Genomic DNA, 16,200 nt, shown 5'->3' with positions numbered 1-16,200 from the left:
GCTCCTCTCGGAGCACCGCGTCCGAGAACGGCGGACGGACCACATTCCCACCTTCGCTACTCTCTATATCAATTCAGATGCCAACTTCCCGCGCGTAGCTTGAAGTGCTAATCCTTTAGTTTGTGATGGATGTAAGCGATGCAAAATGAGACGTTTAGAGAGTATGAAGAAACCGAGTATTTTGTACGCTCCCTACTAGAAAAAAGGGCAGCAGCCCGGATTGGATGCCTGAGTAGCTGGAGTCGCAGGGTCCAGCATGTGGCGCGCCCCACCGGGATGGCCAAGCGGCCAGTGGGGAAAAGGGAGCTGAAAGACAAGAACAGTGAAAATAACAGTGAATTTTCAAGAACTAACGTCACGGTTATCTAAAGTTGCCTAAAATCTGAAAATGTCAGCTTCGGGAACAGTGAATAACAGCGAATTATCAGTGAATTATTTTCGTACGGGTTCTCACTGTGGGCGACCCTTTTTCTGAGCCTGCTCCATCCAAAAGTCTTTACGTAGTGGCCAGCAGTGCCAGGGGAATAGTTTCCGAGGACGCCCATTGAGCAATCTGCATTACGGGTGCGACGGCTTATCTTGATTTAGTAAGCAATGCCCGCGCTCACCGATCTCCTCAGACCGTTCCTCGCCAAGCCGCTTTCGACGGACCAGACCAGGCAGGTTGTGACCTATCTCGATTTGCTCCTAAAGTGGAACGCCAAAATCAGCCTCACGGCAGTCCGTGCGCCTGAGGAGATGGTTCAGCGCCATTTTGGTGAATCACTTTTTGCCGGCGAGCAGGCTGGCGTGGCGGAGGCATCCAGCGTGACCGATGTGGGATCCGGAGCTGGATTTCCCGGGGTCCCAATGGCAATTCTAGCGCCGCGTGCCCAGGTGACTCTGATCGAATCGCAGCAGAGAAAAGTAGCGTTCCTGCGCGAGGTCGTCCGCGCGCTGGAATTGAAAAATGTCAGTGTTTATGCGGGTCGCGCAGAGAATTTTAAGCACGAGTCACAGATCGTGACTCTGCGCGCGGTTGAGAAATTTGAGGCTGTTCTTCAAGTAGCAGCCTCGCTGGTCGAATCTGGCGGAAAACTCGCGCTGCTTATAGGAGCGTCTCAAGCCGACACCGCGAGAAAAACACTTCCGAACTTTTTGTGGCTGAATCCAATCTTGGTTCCGAAATCTCGGGAGCGGATCGTCTTGATGGGGTCTCAAACGAGCCTGGCGGGGCAATAAGCTTGATCCACCATAGGGAATCGGTCAGTCAATTTGAATCCTTTCTAAAGGCTCACTGCCGACAATCCTCTTGATCTTCGCTATTTATTCTCTGTATGATGATTGAGGCCGAAACACGGTTCAAATGCTGGATTTTCCTGTCTAGGAGCACGCACTGGCTGATCTGATGGTGGGGAATCAAGACAGTAAACAGGTCCGATATGACGCCAAGTTGAATCTGCGCTGATCGGATCATAATTGGCTAACACGCTTCCCGTTCTCGGGACCACCGATGCGGGAATAGGTTTGTTCCACGTGGAACACTCCTAACCGGAAGCCTTCAAGAGTTTCGTCCGGCGGGAGCTCTCGGCGCTTCGGTTGGCCGACAAGGAGTAAGCGTCCAGTTCTTCACATGATTTTCCACTTCGCGGACCTAAGTCGATCGTCAACATTGAAGCCAGTTCTGTTCGAATCTTCCACGTGGAACAGTCCACTTATCCACGAGCCTGCACCAATCTCCGGCATTGCGAAACCGTCTGCGGTGACCATAAGTTCGAGCTTCGAGGGCTGATGAAGTGGCTAGAGTAATCGCCATTGCGAATCAGAAGGGCGGAGTCGGCAAGACGACGACCGCGATCAACCTAGCGGCGTCGCTCGCGGCAGCCGAAGTCAGAGTGCTGCTCGTGGACTGCGATCCTCAGTCGAACTCCTCCAGCGGACTGGGATTCCTGCGCGATCCCGACCGCCTCAGCACCTATCACTTACTCATGCGTGAGTCCGGTGCCCGAGAAGCGGTTCTCTCGAATGAGCTCGAGGGTCTCCATGTTATTCCAGCTCACAAGCACCTGATCGGAGCCAATATCGAGCTGGTCCAGGCAGAAGAGCGCGAGTTCCGTCTGCGTCAGGCGATCGACCAGGTTCGTGGTGACTTCGACTTCATCGTTCTCGACTGCCCGCCGGCTTTGGATCTGCTTACGCTGAATGCGCTCGTTGCCGCCGATTCAGTTTTGATTCCCATGCAGGCCGAATACTTCGCACTCGAAGGCATTAGCGAACTGCTGGACACCATGGAGCGAATTCGCCAGTCGTTTAATCCAGGCTTGGAGGTCGAAGGCGTGGTACTGACGATGTTCGATGAGCGCACCAACCTGGCTCAGCAAGTAGCAAGAAACCTTCGCGAGTTTTTTGGCGACAAGCTTTGCGTGACTACGATTCCCCGCAATGTGCGACTTGCCGAAGCGCCGAGCTATGGCAAGCCAGCCTTGCTGTATGACGTTCGTTCCCGGGGCGCCGAAAGCTACATAAAGCTCGCGAAAGAGATCATGGGAAAAGTAATGAGCCGGGCTGCCGCGAACGAGGCAGAGCGGTTGGTCCAGCAGGGAGTCGTCGCGGAACAAGCAGCCTCGTAGAGACGCAGTCCGCCGCGGCGGACGTCTCTACCATGCAGTCTGGGTTGATTGGCAATGTTCCACGTGGAACATTCGCCTAAAAAGCATTTGTGGCACAGTCGCCCTCGGCTGTGATCCATTCAACTGACACAGGCGAGGGCGCCTGTGCCACCGGCCTCAACGGAGAGAACTTTGTCAGCCCCAACTACAACCCCCGGACCACGCAAAGCGCTCGGTCGCGGACTCGAATCCCTCCTTCCTTCGACGCGGCCGGTTGAGCCGCCACCGACAACGCACCTTCACGGGCAATCGATCCGCGATCTGCCGGTCACGGAGATCGATCCCAATCCGTATCAAACACGAGCCCACCTCAACGATCAGGCCCTGAACGAGCTCGCCGCCTCGATTCTGGTGAACGGAATTGTGCAGCCGATCGTCGTGCGCCCGATGAATGGACGCTACCAGCTCATTGCCGGTGAACGCCGCTGGCGTGCCTCGCAGAAGATCGGAAGGGAATTCGTTCCTGCAGTGATCAAGCAGGTCTCGAACGAACAGGCGATGGAAATGACCATCGTCGAAAATCTGCAGCGAGAAGGTCTGAATCCGATGGAAGAGGCGCGCGCCTTCGACCGCCTCTCGCGCGAATTCAACCTCACGCAGGAGCAGATGTCGCAGAAGACGGGAAAGGATCGCGCTTCGATCGCGAACCTCTTGCGCCTGCTGCGCCTGCCGGAAGCAATTCAGCAGGCGATCGAGAAGGGAGAACTCACCGCCGGACACGCCAAAGTGCTGCTCATGCTCGACTCTCCTGAGGCGATCCTCGCTGCCGCGCAGAAGATTCGCGCCGCGTCGCTCTCCGTTCGCCAGACTGAGGAATTGATTCATCGTCTGCTGGCTCCGCAAGACGGTGCCTCTCAGGAGCCAAAAGCAAGGCGCCCAGTCGATCCCAACGTCCGCGCCGCCGAGCAAGAAATGCAGCGAGCCCTGGGCGTTCGTGTCACGATTCGTGACAACAAGGGTAAAGGCAAGATCGTGATCGAGTACGCGTCGCTTGAAGACTTTGACCGTGTGGTCGAAACTTTGAGCAAGTAATTCGCGTAATCAGGGGAGTGCAGACCCTGTTTATCAGGTTGGTTCGGCCAGCCATCGCAGTCTGGCTGATGGCGCTCTGCTTGCAAGCGCAAAGCATTCCGCATACAGAGGCTGAGACGCTCGCTGGCAAGAAGATTGTTTTGCCGGACGCGTTTGCCGGCCATCCTGCCATTCTCGTCATCGGGTTCAGCCGCTCCGGAGGAGATTCTGCTGGTCGCTGGAGCAAGCAGCTCAGGCAAGACCTCGCCGAAAATAAAAATGTTCCGATATTCAGTGTCGCCGAGCTGCAGGACGCACCCAAGCTTGCGCGTGGATTGATCCGCCACGGAATGCGCGGAGGCGTTCCGCAGAACGCGCACGATTCATTCGTGCTCCTATACCAGGATGAAGACGTCTGGAAAAAACTGGCCGAGTTCTCCGATACCAATGACGCCTACGTTCTTCTCGTCGATTCTGCTGCGACGATTCGCTGGCGCGGACATGGAAAAAGCCCTGACGAGCAGACGGTGAGCGCACTCAAAAAAGAAATCGCTGAATTAACAACCGGCAAGTGACCACGCAAAGCCCCCGCTTTCCTCCGGGGTATGAGAGTTCGAGAATTACGCTCGCGATAGTTTGCGAGATTTCGGAAAGCATGTGGGGAGTGGAGAAACTCTCCTCGTACGAATTGTTCATGCCTATCAAACAACGAGTCCTCATATTCTTTAGCGGCTTGGGAATCGCCATCGTTGGCTGGCTAATGGTTTATCGACGTGTGCCGCCGTACACCAACTATCTCGGTCAGAACTTTTTCCCCGTTACATTCATAGCAATTGGATTGGTGGTTGCCGTATTAGCGTTCCTTCCGCCAGGCCGCTGGATGTATCGCTACATCACAACAAAACCGAAGAGCAAAGCAGACCGCTAGTCGAAATCCGGACACAATCTCCTCCGTGTACTCCGTGCCTCCGTGGTGAAACCGCTGTTAGACTTTTCATTTGGCCTTGTCTGCGAAGCCCCAACCCGAAGCACGTCCTCACATCTTTCTGATCGACGCGATGTCGTTCATCTTCCGCGCCTATCACGCCATGCAGCGGCAGCGCCCGATGTCCACGCGCACCGGCGTTCCCACGGCTGCAACCTTCGTCTTCGTCAATATGCTGAACAAGCTGCGCGATGACTTCCATCCGCAATACCTTGCAGCGGTATTTGACGTGGCTGCGCCCACGTTTCGGGACGAGCAGGCAAAGGCGATTGCGTCAGTCAAGAAGTTCGACAGCAAGACGCAGACGTACCAGGAGGTCGCTTACGGTGGATACAAGGCCAACCGCAAGGAGATGCCGCACGACCTGGCGCAGCAGCTTCCCTACATTCGGCGCGCACTCGAAGCCTATCGCATTCCCATTTTGGAACAACCGGGATTCGAAGCCGACGACGTAATCGGCACGCTGGCGCATAAGGCGAATACCTCAGGTTATCCGGTGTATGTAGTTTCGAGCGACAAAGACATGCTCCAGCTCGTGGGCCATGGTATCTGCGTCCTGAATCCTACGAAGGACAACCTGATCTGCGATGCCGCCAAGGTGGAAGAGATTCTCGGCGTCCCGCCGTCGCAGGTGATTGATGTGATGGCGTTGCGCGGAGATTCCATCGATAACATTCCCGGAGCACCTGGCATTGGCGACAAGGGATCAGTGGAGCTGATCAAGCGTTTCGGATCGGTGGAGAACGCGCTCGACCGCGCCGAAGAAGTTGAACGCAAAACCTACCGCGAATCGCTGCTGAACAATCGCGATGTGGTCCTGCGCAGCAAAGACCTGGTCACGATCGATACGAACGTTCCAGTCCACTTGAATCTGGAAACCATGCGCGCACAGGATCCCGATTACGAAGCCTGCCGCGTGCTCTTCAATGAACTTGAGTTCACCACTCTGCTCAAAGACTTTTTGCAGACGACCGACCAGGCGAACGTCGAATATGGCGAACTCAAAAGCGAACAACAGCTGGAGAAGCTGCTCAAGCAGGTCAAACAAGGCGAGATTGGATTGGCAGTTTGTGCTCCATCGGCATCGCCGGCCGGTGCCGAAGAGAAAGATGACGAACCTGAGCTTCCTCTGCTGAATATGAAGTCCGCCGCGGCGGATGATCCTGTAGAGATCAGCATAGCCGTACAAGAAAACAAGGCGCTCACCTTTCGCCTGGGCGATACTGCATTGTCCGCAAAGGTGGAGAGCGTCCTGGCAGACGAGTCGATTCCCAAATCGGTACACGACTACAAATCTGCCTTGCGGCTGCTATGGAATTTTTTGGCTGTACCACAAGAGGTAGACATTGTGCTTTGCCTTCCGCTGGCGGGAGTACGCAATGACGTGATGCTCTTTTCTTACCTGCTGAATCCGACTTACAGCAGCCATACCCTTGCGGAAGTGGCGCTGCGCCGGTTCAATCTGCAGCTTTCAGGAATGACGGCCGAGGCGGCCGATGTGACGCTGCGCTTGGCGCGCGCCCTGCGCACGGAAGTTGAGGGCGAGGCTGGGCTAATCAATGTTTACGACACGATCGATTTGCCGCTAGCCCCGGTTCTTGCACGGATGGAATCTGCCGGCGTGAAGATCGACAGTGACGCGCTTGCGCGCATGTCGGTGGAACTCGAGAAGCAATGCGATGCCAGGTCGAAAGAGATCCATGCTCTGGCAGGAGAAGAGTTCAACGTCAATTCTCCCCGGCAGCTTGGTGAAGTTCTCTTCAACAAGCTCGGATTACCGAAGCCAGTGAAGTACGGCAAAGGGAAAACTATCTCGACGGCGGTCGATGTTCTCGAAGAATTGGCGGTTGAGCACGAGATTGCGCGCAAGGTTCTCGAATTCCGCCAGCTCTCAAAGCTGAAGTCTACTTACGTCGATTCGCTTCCCACGCTGGTCGATCAGCGCACCGGTCGCGTGCATACAACTTTCAATCCCGCGGGCACGGCAACCGGGCGACTCTCCTCGACGAATCCGAACCTGCAGAACATTCCCATTCGCACTGAGGTTGGCCGCGAGATTCGCTCCGCCTTTATCGCCGAGCCGGGAAACGTGCTGCTCTCCGCTGATTATTCCCAGATCGAGCTGCGTCTACTGGCACATTTCTCCGATGATCCACTGCTGGTGGAAGCTTATCGCCGCGAAGACGATATCCATCAGCTCACGGCAAGCGAAGTCTTCGGCATTCCCCCAATGCTGATCACTGCGGAGCACCGCGGCCGCGCGAAGGCCGTAAACTTTGGGATCGTCTACGGCATCTCGCCGTTTGGACTTGCCGCGCAGCTCGGCATCGATCAGAAAGAAGCCAAGAAGTACATCGAGACATACTTCGAGCGCTACAAGGGTGTGCGCGCGTATATCGATCGCGTGCTGGACGAGACCCGTCGCGAGCAGCGCGTAAGAACACTGTTTGGCCGCATCCGCCCGATTCCAGACATCAACAGCAAAAACGCCAACATGCGCGGCTTCGCCGAACGTACGGCCGTGAATACTCCTCTACAGGGCACGGCGGCGGACGTAATCAAACTCGCGATGATCAAGATTGATGCCGAACTGACCCGCCGTAAGCTGCGTTCCCGCATGACGCTTCAGGTGCACGACGAATTGGTTTTCGAGGTTCCAGAAAAGGAAATCGATATCATGCGCGAACTCGTCCGCGAGCACATGCAGAATGTCTATCCGTTTAAAGTGCCGCTTATGGTCGATATCGGCGTGGGACACAATTGGCGGGATCTGGACTAAGACGAGTAGAACAAGCACAGGCGCTCAGGAGTTGGGTACTTTAGTCTGACTCACCTCAGTGATTAATGCCGGGTGTGCTCCGACATCTTGATTTCGTGACACGGCATAGAATAGTTTTATGGGCGTCCGCAAGCCACCACGGTCCGAAAGGGCATCCGATATGCGCTTCTGCATCGAAACCGAGCAAGAGCAGGACGGACGTTGGATTGCCGAAGTTACCGATATTCCTGGTGTTTTGGCATACGGTGAAACCAAGGAACAGGCTGAACGGAATGTATTTGCTCTGGCGCTCCGGGTCATAGCGGATGACGTCGAAAAGTCCTCCCAATCCGTGCCCCACTCAATCCAAGTGACGTGCGCTTAAAGCGTGGGCGTCTGGGGCTCTCGCAAAGCCAAAGTCGTCTATCGCGCACTGCTAGGCATCGGCTGGCAAGTAGTTTCTCAGGCGGGCTCTCACATCAAACTCCGACATCAAGCCGGAAAATTTCCTGACTATATCTGGGCTTTCCACGATAGCGATGAATTAGGACCGAAGATGCTTACGAGGATCGCCAAGCACACCGGCTTGAAGCCCGAGGATTTGTGAATTCAAATTAGCACTACTGAATTGGTAGTGTCCTAATCTCGCCTTGAGAAATTCCAGAATGGAACCGGAATTGCCTTTCCAATGCTTAACGCGTAGTGTGGCTGAGTCTCTTATCGGCTCCTCTATGAACTCTACGACGCCTGCCTTGCCTGCTCTTGAACCGCTACCGGTCGGATTTCAATGGAACCGTCGCGCACGGTGGGAATCTGAGCAGCGATGGCGATCGCCTCGTCCAAGTCGCTGGCATTCACCAGGAAATAACCTCCTAGTTGCTCCTTGGTCTCCGCAAACGGACCATCAGTGATTGACTGCCTGCCGTCGCGAACGCGGACAGTAGTCGCCGTCGTCGTCGGTTTCAATTCATCGCCGGCGACGTATTTCCCAGCTTCGGCAAGGTGTTGAATGAGCTCCCGGTACTCCTGATAGATGGAGGCTTGCTGAGCCGGACCCAACTTCTCCCAGTCCGATTCAGCGTGGTAAATGAGCAGCAGATATTGCATACTTTCTCCTGCGGTTATGACGTGCGACCGTGAGGAAATCGACAGATGACGCAGCGCAACCTGGGCGGCATTCTCTGCTATTTCCCTGGCGCCTTCGGATTCTCCTGTATCCATGCGGGTTTCACGATAAGAATTTTTTCCCCCGGGAAAAATTCCCTGCCATTTTCCCTGCACCGGGAATTTGCCCAATTTCAGTCTCCCAAAAAAATGCCCGGCCAATTTGACCGGGCACCTTGGTTCTTACCGCCCACTGATTACTGAAAACTTCCTCACCACACCCGACAGGCGTTCTCACTAACCATGGGCTGTCCTTTGTGGCAGCTGAACGCCTTGGCGAAGTCTTCGTTGTTCTGCATTACTCCGTTGACGCGGAAGCGGCCCGGTGAGTGTGGATTGGTCTGCACTTGCTGGCGCAGCGCAGCTTCGGTCTGGTTCTCGCACCATACCTGCCCATAGCCGATGAAGGCGCGCTGCTCTGGAGTAAAGCCCTTAATGGTCTTGGCGCTGTCCTCCTGAGAACCGCCTTTCCCGCTCTTGCCCTCCCCAGCCTGAGTGTTATGCAGTGCGCGCAGGGCCACGCGCATGCCGCCGTTGTCGGCCGTGTTCTCGCCCAACGTGAGGTTGCCGCGAACATGCAGACCAGGAAGTGGCTCGAACGAGGAATACTCCTTGTCGATGCACGAGACGCGTTCTTCAAATGCCTTTGCGTCTTGCGGAGTCCACCAATCGCGCAGATTGCCTTCCGGATCGAACTTGCGTCCTTGGTCGTCGAAGCCATGCGTGAGTTCATGGCCGATCACGACTCCGATTGCGCCGAAATTGACTGCGTCGTCTACGGTCTTGTCGAAGAACGGCGGCTGAAGAATTCCGGCTGGGAAGTTGATGTCGTTGAACGCAGGACTGTAATAGGCATTCACCGTTGGCGGGGTCATGCCAAATTCCGTGCGATCGAGCGGCTTGCCAATCTTCGCAAGCTGGCGGTTGACTTCAAACGTGTTCGCCCGCTCAACGTTGCCGAGCAGATCGCCGCGAACGATGCTCAGCTTCGAGTAGTCGCGCCACTTGCTTGGATATCCGATCTTGTTGCGGATCGCGGCGAGCTTCAGCAGCGCCTGCTTTTTCGTGTCGGGCGTCATCCAGTCGAGGCTCTCGATGTCCTGTTTGAGCGCGGTCTCGATGGCATCGACCATTTTCAACATGCGCGCCTTCTCAGCCGGGGTGAATTCCCGAGCAACGTAGGGCTGGCCGAGCGCCTCGCCGAGCTGTTGATCGGTAAGACGCACGCAGCGCTTCCACCGCGCCTGCAGCTCTTTTGCGCCTCCGAGGTACTTGCCGTAGAAATTGAAGTCTTCCTGCACGAACGCATCGGGCAATACGTCGGCAAACTCGTGAACCAGATGCCAGCGGAAGTAAGTCTTCCAATCCTCCAGCGGAACCGAGTCGGCCAGACTGTTCAGTTGCTTGAAGAATTCAGGATTACCCACGTTCAGTGAATCGAATGCGGGCGCAGTAGTTCCTTTCAGGAAGCCAGCAAAGTCAATGTTGGGCGCCAGCGCAGAAAATTCTGCCAGCGTCATCTTGTGATCGCGATTCTCGGGTTTGCGGCGTTCGATCCGATCCATCGAAGCTTGCGCGAACTTGGTCTCCAGCGCCATTACTCGTTGGGCGTTGGCTTCCGCCTGGTTGTCGCCCGAGAGCTTAAGGATATTCGTCACGTGCGCCAGATACTTTTCGCGCTTCTCCTTCGACTTGTCGTCATCCTTGACGTAGTCGTCGCGATCGGGGAGGCCTAGGCCACCCTGATCCACGTAAGCGATCACGTTGTTGGCATTATGCAGGTCGGAGTTGGATGTGAAGGAGAACACCGCGCCGCGCACACCGAACTGGTGCAAGTGCGCGAGTTCGGCAACTGCGCTATCGCGATCACTGACTGCGTCGATGCGGTCCAGTTCAGGTTGTAGTGGTTTCAGGCCGTTCTGATTGACTGCGGTCTCGTCCATACATGCCTGGTAGTAGTCGCCAATTTTCTGGTGGATAGCATCGCGCTTAGGATCGTTTGCGGAAGCCTTCTCCAGAATCTCTCTGGCGACAAGACGATTACGTTCGGCTAGTTCGCTGAAGCGACCCCAGCGGCCCTGATCCGGCGGAATGGCATTGTTCTTGACCCAGCTCCCACACACGTACTGGTAAAAGTCGTTGCAGGGATCGGCGGCGCGATCCATTACCGACAAATCGAAACCGTGGATCTCCGGTATCTTCGCCGAATTATCCTGGGACGAACTGGAGGACTTCGGCGCACTTTGTCCCGTCAGACATATCGCGGCAAATACGGCCGCAAGCATTAGTAGCAGCAGGCGAAGCTTCATTCCCACCTCATTTGATGATGTGAATTTGAAACCGAACAGTGTAACGCTTATCGCGGACTTATGACCGGTCACACCAAAGTTGTATCGAGACGAACTCGAGCGGGCCGGATACTCCTTACGTGAAGCGACGATCCCTCTCCGTGCTGCTGATCGCTATTCTCAGCATTCCCGCTGCGGCCTTCTTCATAGCAATGCCGCAGTGGCAGATCGAGCATCCGGGCGATTCGTCGCTGATTCTGCGGACTGAACGCCACTGGTTGTGGCGCGCGCCGGTACACGCGCACTTGGATGTCGGCGCGATTGTCATTCCCGTGCTCGCGATATCTGTAGTTGCCATCGCACTTCTTATGGTTGCGCTGTATCAGGAGTAGCCTCTGTCCACTCGCTTCATGGCGACTCTGATTGCAAAGCTGTTTCTCGAGTGCCGAGACTTGTTACATTACTAACAAGTCCTGCATGGAACCCATCACTCACTTCCTCACCGGCGCATGTATCGGACGCGCAGGACTGAACCGAAAAACCGGCTATGCGACGTTGATGGTTACGCTTGCCGCAGAATTCCCCGATGTGGACATCTTATGGAGTTTCGACGGGCCGGTTAGGGCCATGGCAACTCATCGCGGTTTCACTCATTCGTTCATCGGAGCGCCCGTAGATTCTGCAATCGTGCTCGGCTGCATCTACGCATTTCATCGCTGGCGAGTGAATCGCGGTAAATCTCCTCCGCTCGCACCGCGCTGGGGAATGCTGTTCCTTTTTGGGATTCTGGCTGTTTTTAGTCATATTCTGCTCGATTTCACCAACAACTACGGCGTACGTCCGTTCCTGCCATTCAACTGGCACTGGTACTCGTGGGACATCGTTTTCATCCTCGAGCCCGTGATGCTGGGGGCTTTGCTACTCGGTCTTCTGATTCCAGCGGTTTTTGGACTCGTAAGCGGTGAGATTGGGGCACGTCGTGAGACGTTTCGCGGGCGCTGGAGTGCGGTTTGCGCGCTGATTATTGTCTGCGCCATGTGGTGGGTGCGCGACTATCACCATCGCAAGGCAATCACACTGCTCAATTCAGCCGACTACCAGGGAGAGGTTGTCAAGCGGACGGCCGCAATGCCGTTCGCAGTGAGCCCATTCTCGTGGGCGGGCCTTGTCGAAACCGAGAACTATTTCGCGGAGGTTCCGATCGACTTGAGCACAAGGACGGTCGATCCGCTCGCGCATGCCAAGATTTTCTACAAACCCGCAGAGACACCCGCCACGCTCGCGGCCAAGCGCTCGCCACTGGGTCGCGTATATCTCGATTGGGCGCGCTTTCCGTACATCGAAAACCAGCACCTCCCGCCTCCGGAGCAAGGCTACGACGTGCGCTTTCGCGATTTGCGCTTCAACTACATTGGCGTTCAGATCCCCGGACAACCGCGCGGGCGACCTCCGCTCAGCGCCGATGTGTTTCTCGATGAACAGTCAAACGTAGTTCTGATGCGGATGGGCAACCGCGAAGAGAAGCCTTGAGACCGTAAGAGCGTCATTCCGAGCCGGCCGGCGAGGAATCGCTGCAGCGGCCCAGACTGCCGCGTAGTGGGATATTGCGCGTAAACGGTCAGACAGTTGACGTTTCCTGCGGCGAAACGGAGAATGGACTTCGCACGAGGTCAAATTCATGTTGGCTTACCTCTTCATCGTTCTCGCAGTGTTGGTTCGGCTATTGCCGCATCCCTGGCACCTCACCCCGCTTGGGGCTGCGCTGCTGTTTTTCGGCGCCAAGCGTCCGACGCGCGAGTGGGTCGCGCCACTGCTCTTGCTGGCCTCGGCGGACGTCTATCTCACGACCGTGCAGTACCGCATGCACGTCGGAGTCGATCACCTCGTGACATGGGCGTGGTATGTGGCCGCAATGGCGATTGGATATGCGTTGGTGCGGAAAGTTGAACCCCTGCGAGTTGTCGGGGCTTCGCTGGCCTCCGCCATTTCGTTTTTCCTGGTAAGCAACTTCGCTACGTGGCTGTTCCAGAACATGTATCCAAAGACCTTTGCTGGACTCGTGCAGTGCTACACGCTGGCTATCCCATTCTTCCGTGGGACGTTTGCCTCTGACCTGATCTACACACCGATCTTGTTCAGCGTGCCTTATGCGCTAGCGCTGATCGAGAGAAAGACAGCAGAGTCGCGGGTGCGGGGCTGACAAAAACGTGCATCCGGCCGCCCTCGGCCGGGTTGGTTGTCATCCTGAGCCCTCTTTTGGGCGAAGGATCTCCCGGAATACATCGAGACTTCCTTGCTTCGTCCTGGCACTTCGGCCAGCACTCGTCTGGGTAAAGAGCCTGACCGGCTGCGTTTATGTCTGAAACATCGCGGGAGATCCTTCGCCAAAACAGGGCTCAGGATGACAATTTAAAGAGGTGGGCCACTCACGAAGAAAAGCTGCCGGGTCCTGCCACGTTACTGGCTGCAACTATCCGTGCGTTCCGTTAGAACCGCTCGTCGAGTTCTTTTCCAACTCTTCCAGAGCCACTCTCGTTTTGCGAACAAGCTGCTCGAGTTCGGCATGACGTCGGCGCAGGCCCTCGACCACCTTAGCTGGCGCTTTGGCAAGGAAGCCTTCGTTGCCCAACTGGCGCTTCGCATTGCTCAATTCTGAGTCAAGCTTCTTCAGCTCCTTGGAAAGGCGGTCGCGCTCGGCGGCCACATCGATCTTCCTTTCATAGAGAACCGATACTTCGTACGCGCTTGTCGTCCGGACTCCCGGCAGCTTCGCCATGCTCTCATGACTGAAGTCAATGCCATCTACATCCGCGCCGTCTTCGATCAGATCGCGATTGGAGTTGATCAGCGCCTGTGTAGAAGCTTGCGCGAAGATGCGCACCGGCGTTTTTTGTTTTGGCTCGACTTTGAGTTCTACGCGTTGATTGCGAATGCTCTCGATGAGCTTCTGAACAATCTCCATCTGCTCGATCGCCGCCTTCTCTGCGTTACCGAGCTCTGCACCAACAGGGAAGCGGGTAAGCGCAATAGATTTTGCAGGGGTCTTTTGCTGCCACAGTGCGTGCCAGATCTCTTCTGTAATGAAAGGCATGAACGGTGAGAGAAGGCGCAATGAGCCCTCAAAGATTTTCACGAGGTGATTCAGGGCGTGTTGTGCTTCCTTTCGAGCGCCCTCTGAGAAGTCAAAACGTGGCTTCACAGCCTCGATGTACCAGGCGCAGAGATCGCCCCAGAAGAACTGGTAAACCAGATTCGCGGCTTCATCGAAGCGATAGTCTTTCAACGCGGCATTCACGTCATACGCCGTCTGCTGAAAACGCGCTTCGATCCAGCGATCCACGAGCGGAGCTGCGCTATCCAGTTTGTAAGTACTGCTCACAAGGGAGGCGAGCCCTTCCTGTTTCCAAGCTCCAGCTTCACTTGCCTTATCGATGTTCATGAACAAGAAACGCGCAGCGTTCCAAATTTTATTCGCAAAATTTCGATAGCCCTCGATCCGGCTCTCGTTGAAAGCGATATCCGTGCCAGGGGAGGCCATTGAAGCCAGCGTGAAGCGCACCGCATCGGTGCCGTACTTTTCCGTGATGTCGATGGGATCGACCACGTTCCCTTTCGTCTTCGACATCTTCTGCCGCTCGGCATCGCGCACGAGCGCGTGGATGTATACCTCCCGAAATGGGACAGACTCGGAAGCCGGACGTTGGCTGCCATCGGCCATCGGCATGTCTTGCATGAAATGGCAGCCCATCATGATCATGCGCGCTACCCAGAAGAACAGGATGTCGAAGCCGGTAACCATCAGCGATGTCGGATAGAAAACATCAAGATCGCGCGTGTGCTCCGGCCAGCCAAGAGAAGTAAATGGAAGCAGCGCCGACGAGAACCAGGTGTCGAGCACGTCGGTCTCCTGCTCCACGGTGAAGCCGCAATCCGGGCACTTGAATGGATCTTCGCGTCCCACAATGGGCTGCGAGTTGAGGTCGTCCTTCGAGCGGGCGCAGCCGCTGTCCGTGCAATACCACGCCGGAATGCGATGACCCCACCAGAGCTGGCGCGAGATGCACCAGTCATAGATGTTATTCATCCAGTTCAGGTAGATGGTCTTGTAGTTCTCCGGCGTGAAGCGGATGTGCCCGTTCGTGACCGCAGCGATCGCCTTGTCTGCGAGCGGCTGAATCTTGAGGAACCACTGCATTGAGAGGCTTGGTTCGACCACTGTTTGGCAGCGTTGGCATTTGCCAATTGAGAGAACGTGATCCTTGACGTTCACCAGGAAGTGCTGGGCTTCGAGATCCGCGAGCACACGCTTGCGCGCTTCGTAGCGGTCGAGCCCTGCATACGCGCCGCCGTTCTGGTTGATGCGCGCGTGCTCGTCCATGATCTTCAGCATCGGCAGGTTGTGCCGCTTGCCCATCACGAAGTCATTCGGATCGTGAGCAGGCGTCACCTTCACCGCGCCAGTTCCGAATTCGGGATTCGCGAGTTCGTCGGCGATGATGGGAATCTCGCGATTCATCAGCGGCAGGCGCAGCTTCTTGCCGATCAACTCGCGATAGCGATCATCATTCGGATTCACCGCCACCGCAACGTCGCCGAGCATTGTCTCCGGACGCGTGGTGGCGATATGAATCGATCCACTGCCGTCGGCGAACGGATAACGAATCTCGTAGAGCTTGCCCTGCTGCTCCTCGTGAACCACTTCGAGATCGGAGATCGCTGTCAGGCATCTGGGACACCAGTTCACGATGTACTCACCGCGATAAATGAGTCCCTGTTCCCAAAGCCGGACGAACACCTCACGCACAGCGCGGTTCAGGTTTTCGTTCATCGTGAAGTACTCGCGCGACCAGTCAACCGAATCGCCGAGCCGCTTCATCTGCTTGAGAATGTTGCCGCCGTACAGACGCCGCCACTCCCACACGCGCTCCACGAACTTCTCGCGGCCGAGGCCTGTACGCTGTACTCCTTCGCTTGCGAGCTGTCGCTCAACTAGCATCTGTGTCGCGATGCCGGCGTGGTCTGTGCCCGGAATCCAGAGCGTAGTTTCGCCGCGCATACGATGCCAGCGCACCAGAATGTCCGACTCCGTGTGCTCGAACATGTGGCCCATGTGCAGATTGCCGGTCACGTTTGGTGGCGGCAGAAGAATGGTGAAAGGATCCTGGGCTAAATCCTTCGACGGAGTTTCGACGTGAAAGAGCTTCTCTTTTTCCCAGTACTCAGCCCAGGGCGGCTCGATGGCGCTTGGATCGTAGGTTTTTGGGAGCTCGTGGGACATTGGAACCGTCGTTAAGGCGGCAAATTTAACGATAACATGCTGAGGGAGACTACTTTTTATTGCACTGT

General features: G+C 56.0%; 12 protein-coding genes. 9 read left to right on the top strand and 3 right to left on the bottom strand.

Annotation, left to right across the window (positions count from 1 at the left end; all coding sequences use genetic code 11):
* The first annotated feature begins 594 nt into the window (after nt 1–594).
* From rsmG to polA, 6 genes are all read left to right on the top strand, one after another.
* On the top strand, nt 595–1,221 hold the full coding sequence (gene rsmG, locus VNX88_18980) for a 16S rRNA (guanine(527)-N(7))-methyltransferase RsmG (GenBank protein HWY70760.1): 627 nt from the start codon (nt 595–597) through the stop codon (nt 1,219–1,221).
* Nucleotides 1,222–1,775: 554 nt separating this feature from the next.
* Complete coding sequence (locus VNX88_18975; protein HWY70759.1) at nt 1,776–2,609, top strand: ParA family protein; 834 nt, start codon at nt 1,776–1,778, stop codon at nt 2,607–2,609.
* A 171-nt stretch (nt 2,610–2,780) separates the two neighbouring features.
* Nucleotides 2,781–3,680 carry a ParB/RepB/Spo0J family partition protein gene (locus VNX88_18970; protein HWY70758.1) on the top strand — a complete coding sequence of 300 codons (900 nt, stop codon included), beginning with the start codon at nt 2,781–2,783 and terminating at the stop codon, nt 3,678–3,680.
* A 17-nt stretch (nt 3,681–3,697) separates the two neighbouring features.
* Nucleotides 3,698–4,234, top strand: coding sequence for a hypothetical protein (locus tag VNX88_18965; GenBank protein ID HWY70757.1), 537 nt, complete (start codon nt 3,698–3,700; stop codon nt 4,232–4,234).
* Between the two features lie 119 nt (nt 4,235–4,353).
* Entirely contained in the window at nt 4,354–4,587 is a 234-nt protein-coding gene (locus VNX88_18960) for a hypothetical protein (protein HWY70756.1), read from the top strand.
* A gap of 76 nt (nt 4,588–4,663) precedes the next feature.
* Nucleotides 4,664–7,423, top strand: coding sequence for a DNA polymerase I (polA, locus tag VNX88_18955; GenBank protein HWY70755.1), 2,760 nt, complete (start codon nt 4,664–4,666; stop codon nt 7,421–7,423).
* Nucleotides 7,424–8,140: 717 nt separating this feature from the next.
* Here polA and VNX88_18950 read toward each other — a convergent pair.
* Together VNX88_18950 and VNX88_18945 are read right to left on the bottom strand one after the other, a co-directional pair.
* Complete coding sequence (locus VNX88_18950) at nt 8,141–8,623, bottom strand: YciI family protein (GenBank protein ID HWY70754.1); 483 nt, start codon at nt 8,621–8,623, stop codon at nt 8,141–8,143.
* 155 nt (nt 8,624–8,778) lie between these two features.
* Entirely contained in the window at nt 8,779–10,875 is a 2,097-nt protein-coding gene (locus VNX88_18945) for a M13 family metallopeptidase (GenBank protein ID HWY70753.1), read from the bottom strand.
* 119 nt (nt 10,876–10,994) lie between these two features.
* Here VNX88_18945 and VNX88_18940 point away from each other — a divergent pair, with 119 nt between their 5' ends.
* The 3 genes from VNX88_18940 (at nt 10,995) to VNX88_18930 (ending at nt 13,054) form a co-directional block, all read left to right on the top strand.
* Nucleotides 10,995–11,246 (top strand): hypothetical protein, encoded by a 252-nt coding sequence (locus VNX88_18940; GenBank protein ID HWY70752.1) that lies wholly within the window; start codon nt 10,995–10,997, stop codon nt 11,244–11,246.
* A gap of 85 nt (nt 11,247–11,331) precedes the next feature.
* Nucleotides 11,332–12,384: a metal-dependent hydrolase gene (locus VNX88_18935; GenBank protein ID HWY70751.1), complete on the top strand. Its 1,053-nt coding sequence runs from the start codon at nt 11,332–11,334 to the stop codon at nt 12,382–12,384.
* 148 nt (nt 12,385–12,532) lie between these two features.
* Nucleotides 12,533–13,054: a DUF6580 family putative transport protein gene (locus tag VNX88_18930; GenBank protein ID HWY70750.1), complete on the top strand. Its 522-nt coding sequence runs from the start codon at nt 12,533–12,535 to the stop codon at nt 13,052–13,054.
* A gap of 270 nt (nt 13,055–13,324) precedes the next feature.
* Here VNX88_18930 and VNX88_18925 read toward each other — a convergent pair whose 3' ends face one another.
* Nucleotides 13,325–16,132, bottom strand: coding sequence for a valine--tRNA ligase (locus VNX88_18925; protein HWY70749.1), 2,808 nt, complete (start codon nt 16,130–16,132; stop codon nt 13,325–13,327).
* Nucleotides 16,133–16,200: the final 68 nt, after the last annotated feature.

The sequence above is a fragment of the Terriglobales bacterium genome (assembly GCA_035567895.1).
In the GTDB taxonomy this organism is placed as follows: domain Bacteria; phylum Acidobacteriota; class Terriglobia; order Terriglobales; family Acidobacteriaceae; genus Gp1-AA112.
The sequence above is the reverse complement of the archived record's forward strand: the minus strand, read 5'-3'. Positions and strand labels throughout refer to the sequence as shown.

Bases quoted from the DNA above. Each gene is read 5' to 3' on its own strand.
- VNX88_18930 (HWY70750.1), top strand. From the start codon at position 12,533: ATGTTGGCTTACCTCTTCATCGTTCTCGCAGTGTTGGTTCGGCTATTG.
- rsmG (HWY70760.1), top strand. From the start codon at position 595: ATGCCCGCGCTCACCGATCTCCTCAGACCGTTCCTCGCCAAGCCGCTT.
- VNX88_18960 (HWY70756.1), top strand. From the start codon at position 4,354: ATGCCTATCAAACAACGAGTCCTCATATTCTTTAGCGGCTTGGGAATC.
- VNX88_18925 (HWY70749.1), bottom strand. From the start codon at position 16,132: ATGTCCCACGAGCTCCCAAAAACCTACGATCCAAGCGCCATCGAGCCG.
- VNX88_18945 (HWY70753.1), bottom strand. From the start codon at position 10,875: ATGAAGCTTCGCCTGCTGCTACTAATGCTTGCGGCCGTATTTGCCGCG.
- VNX88_18950 (HWY70754.1), bottom strand. From the start codon at position 8,623: ATGGATACAGGAGAATCCGAAGGCGCCAGGGAAATAGCAGAGAATGCC.
- VNX88_18935 (HWY70751.1), top strand. From the start codon at position 11,332: ATGGAACCCATCACTCACTTCCTCACCGGCGCATGTATCGGACGCGCA.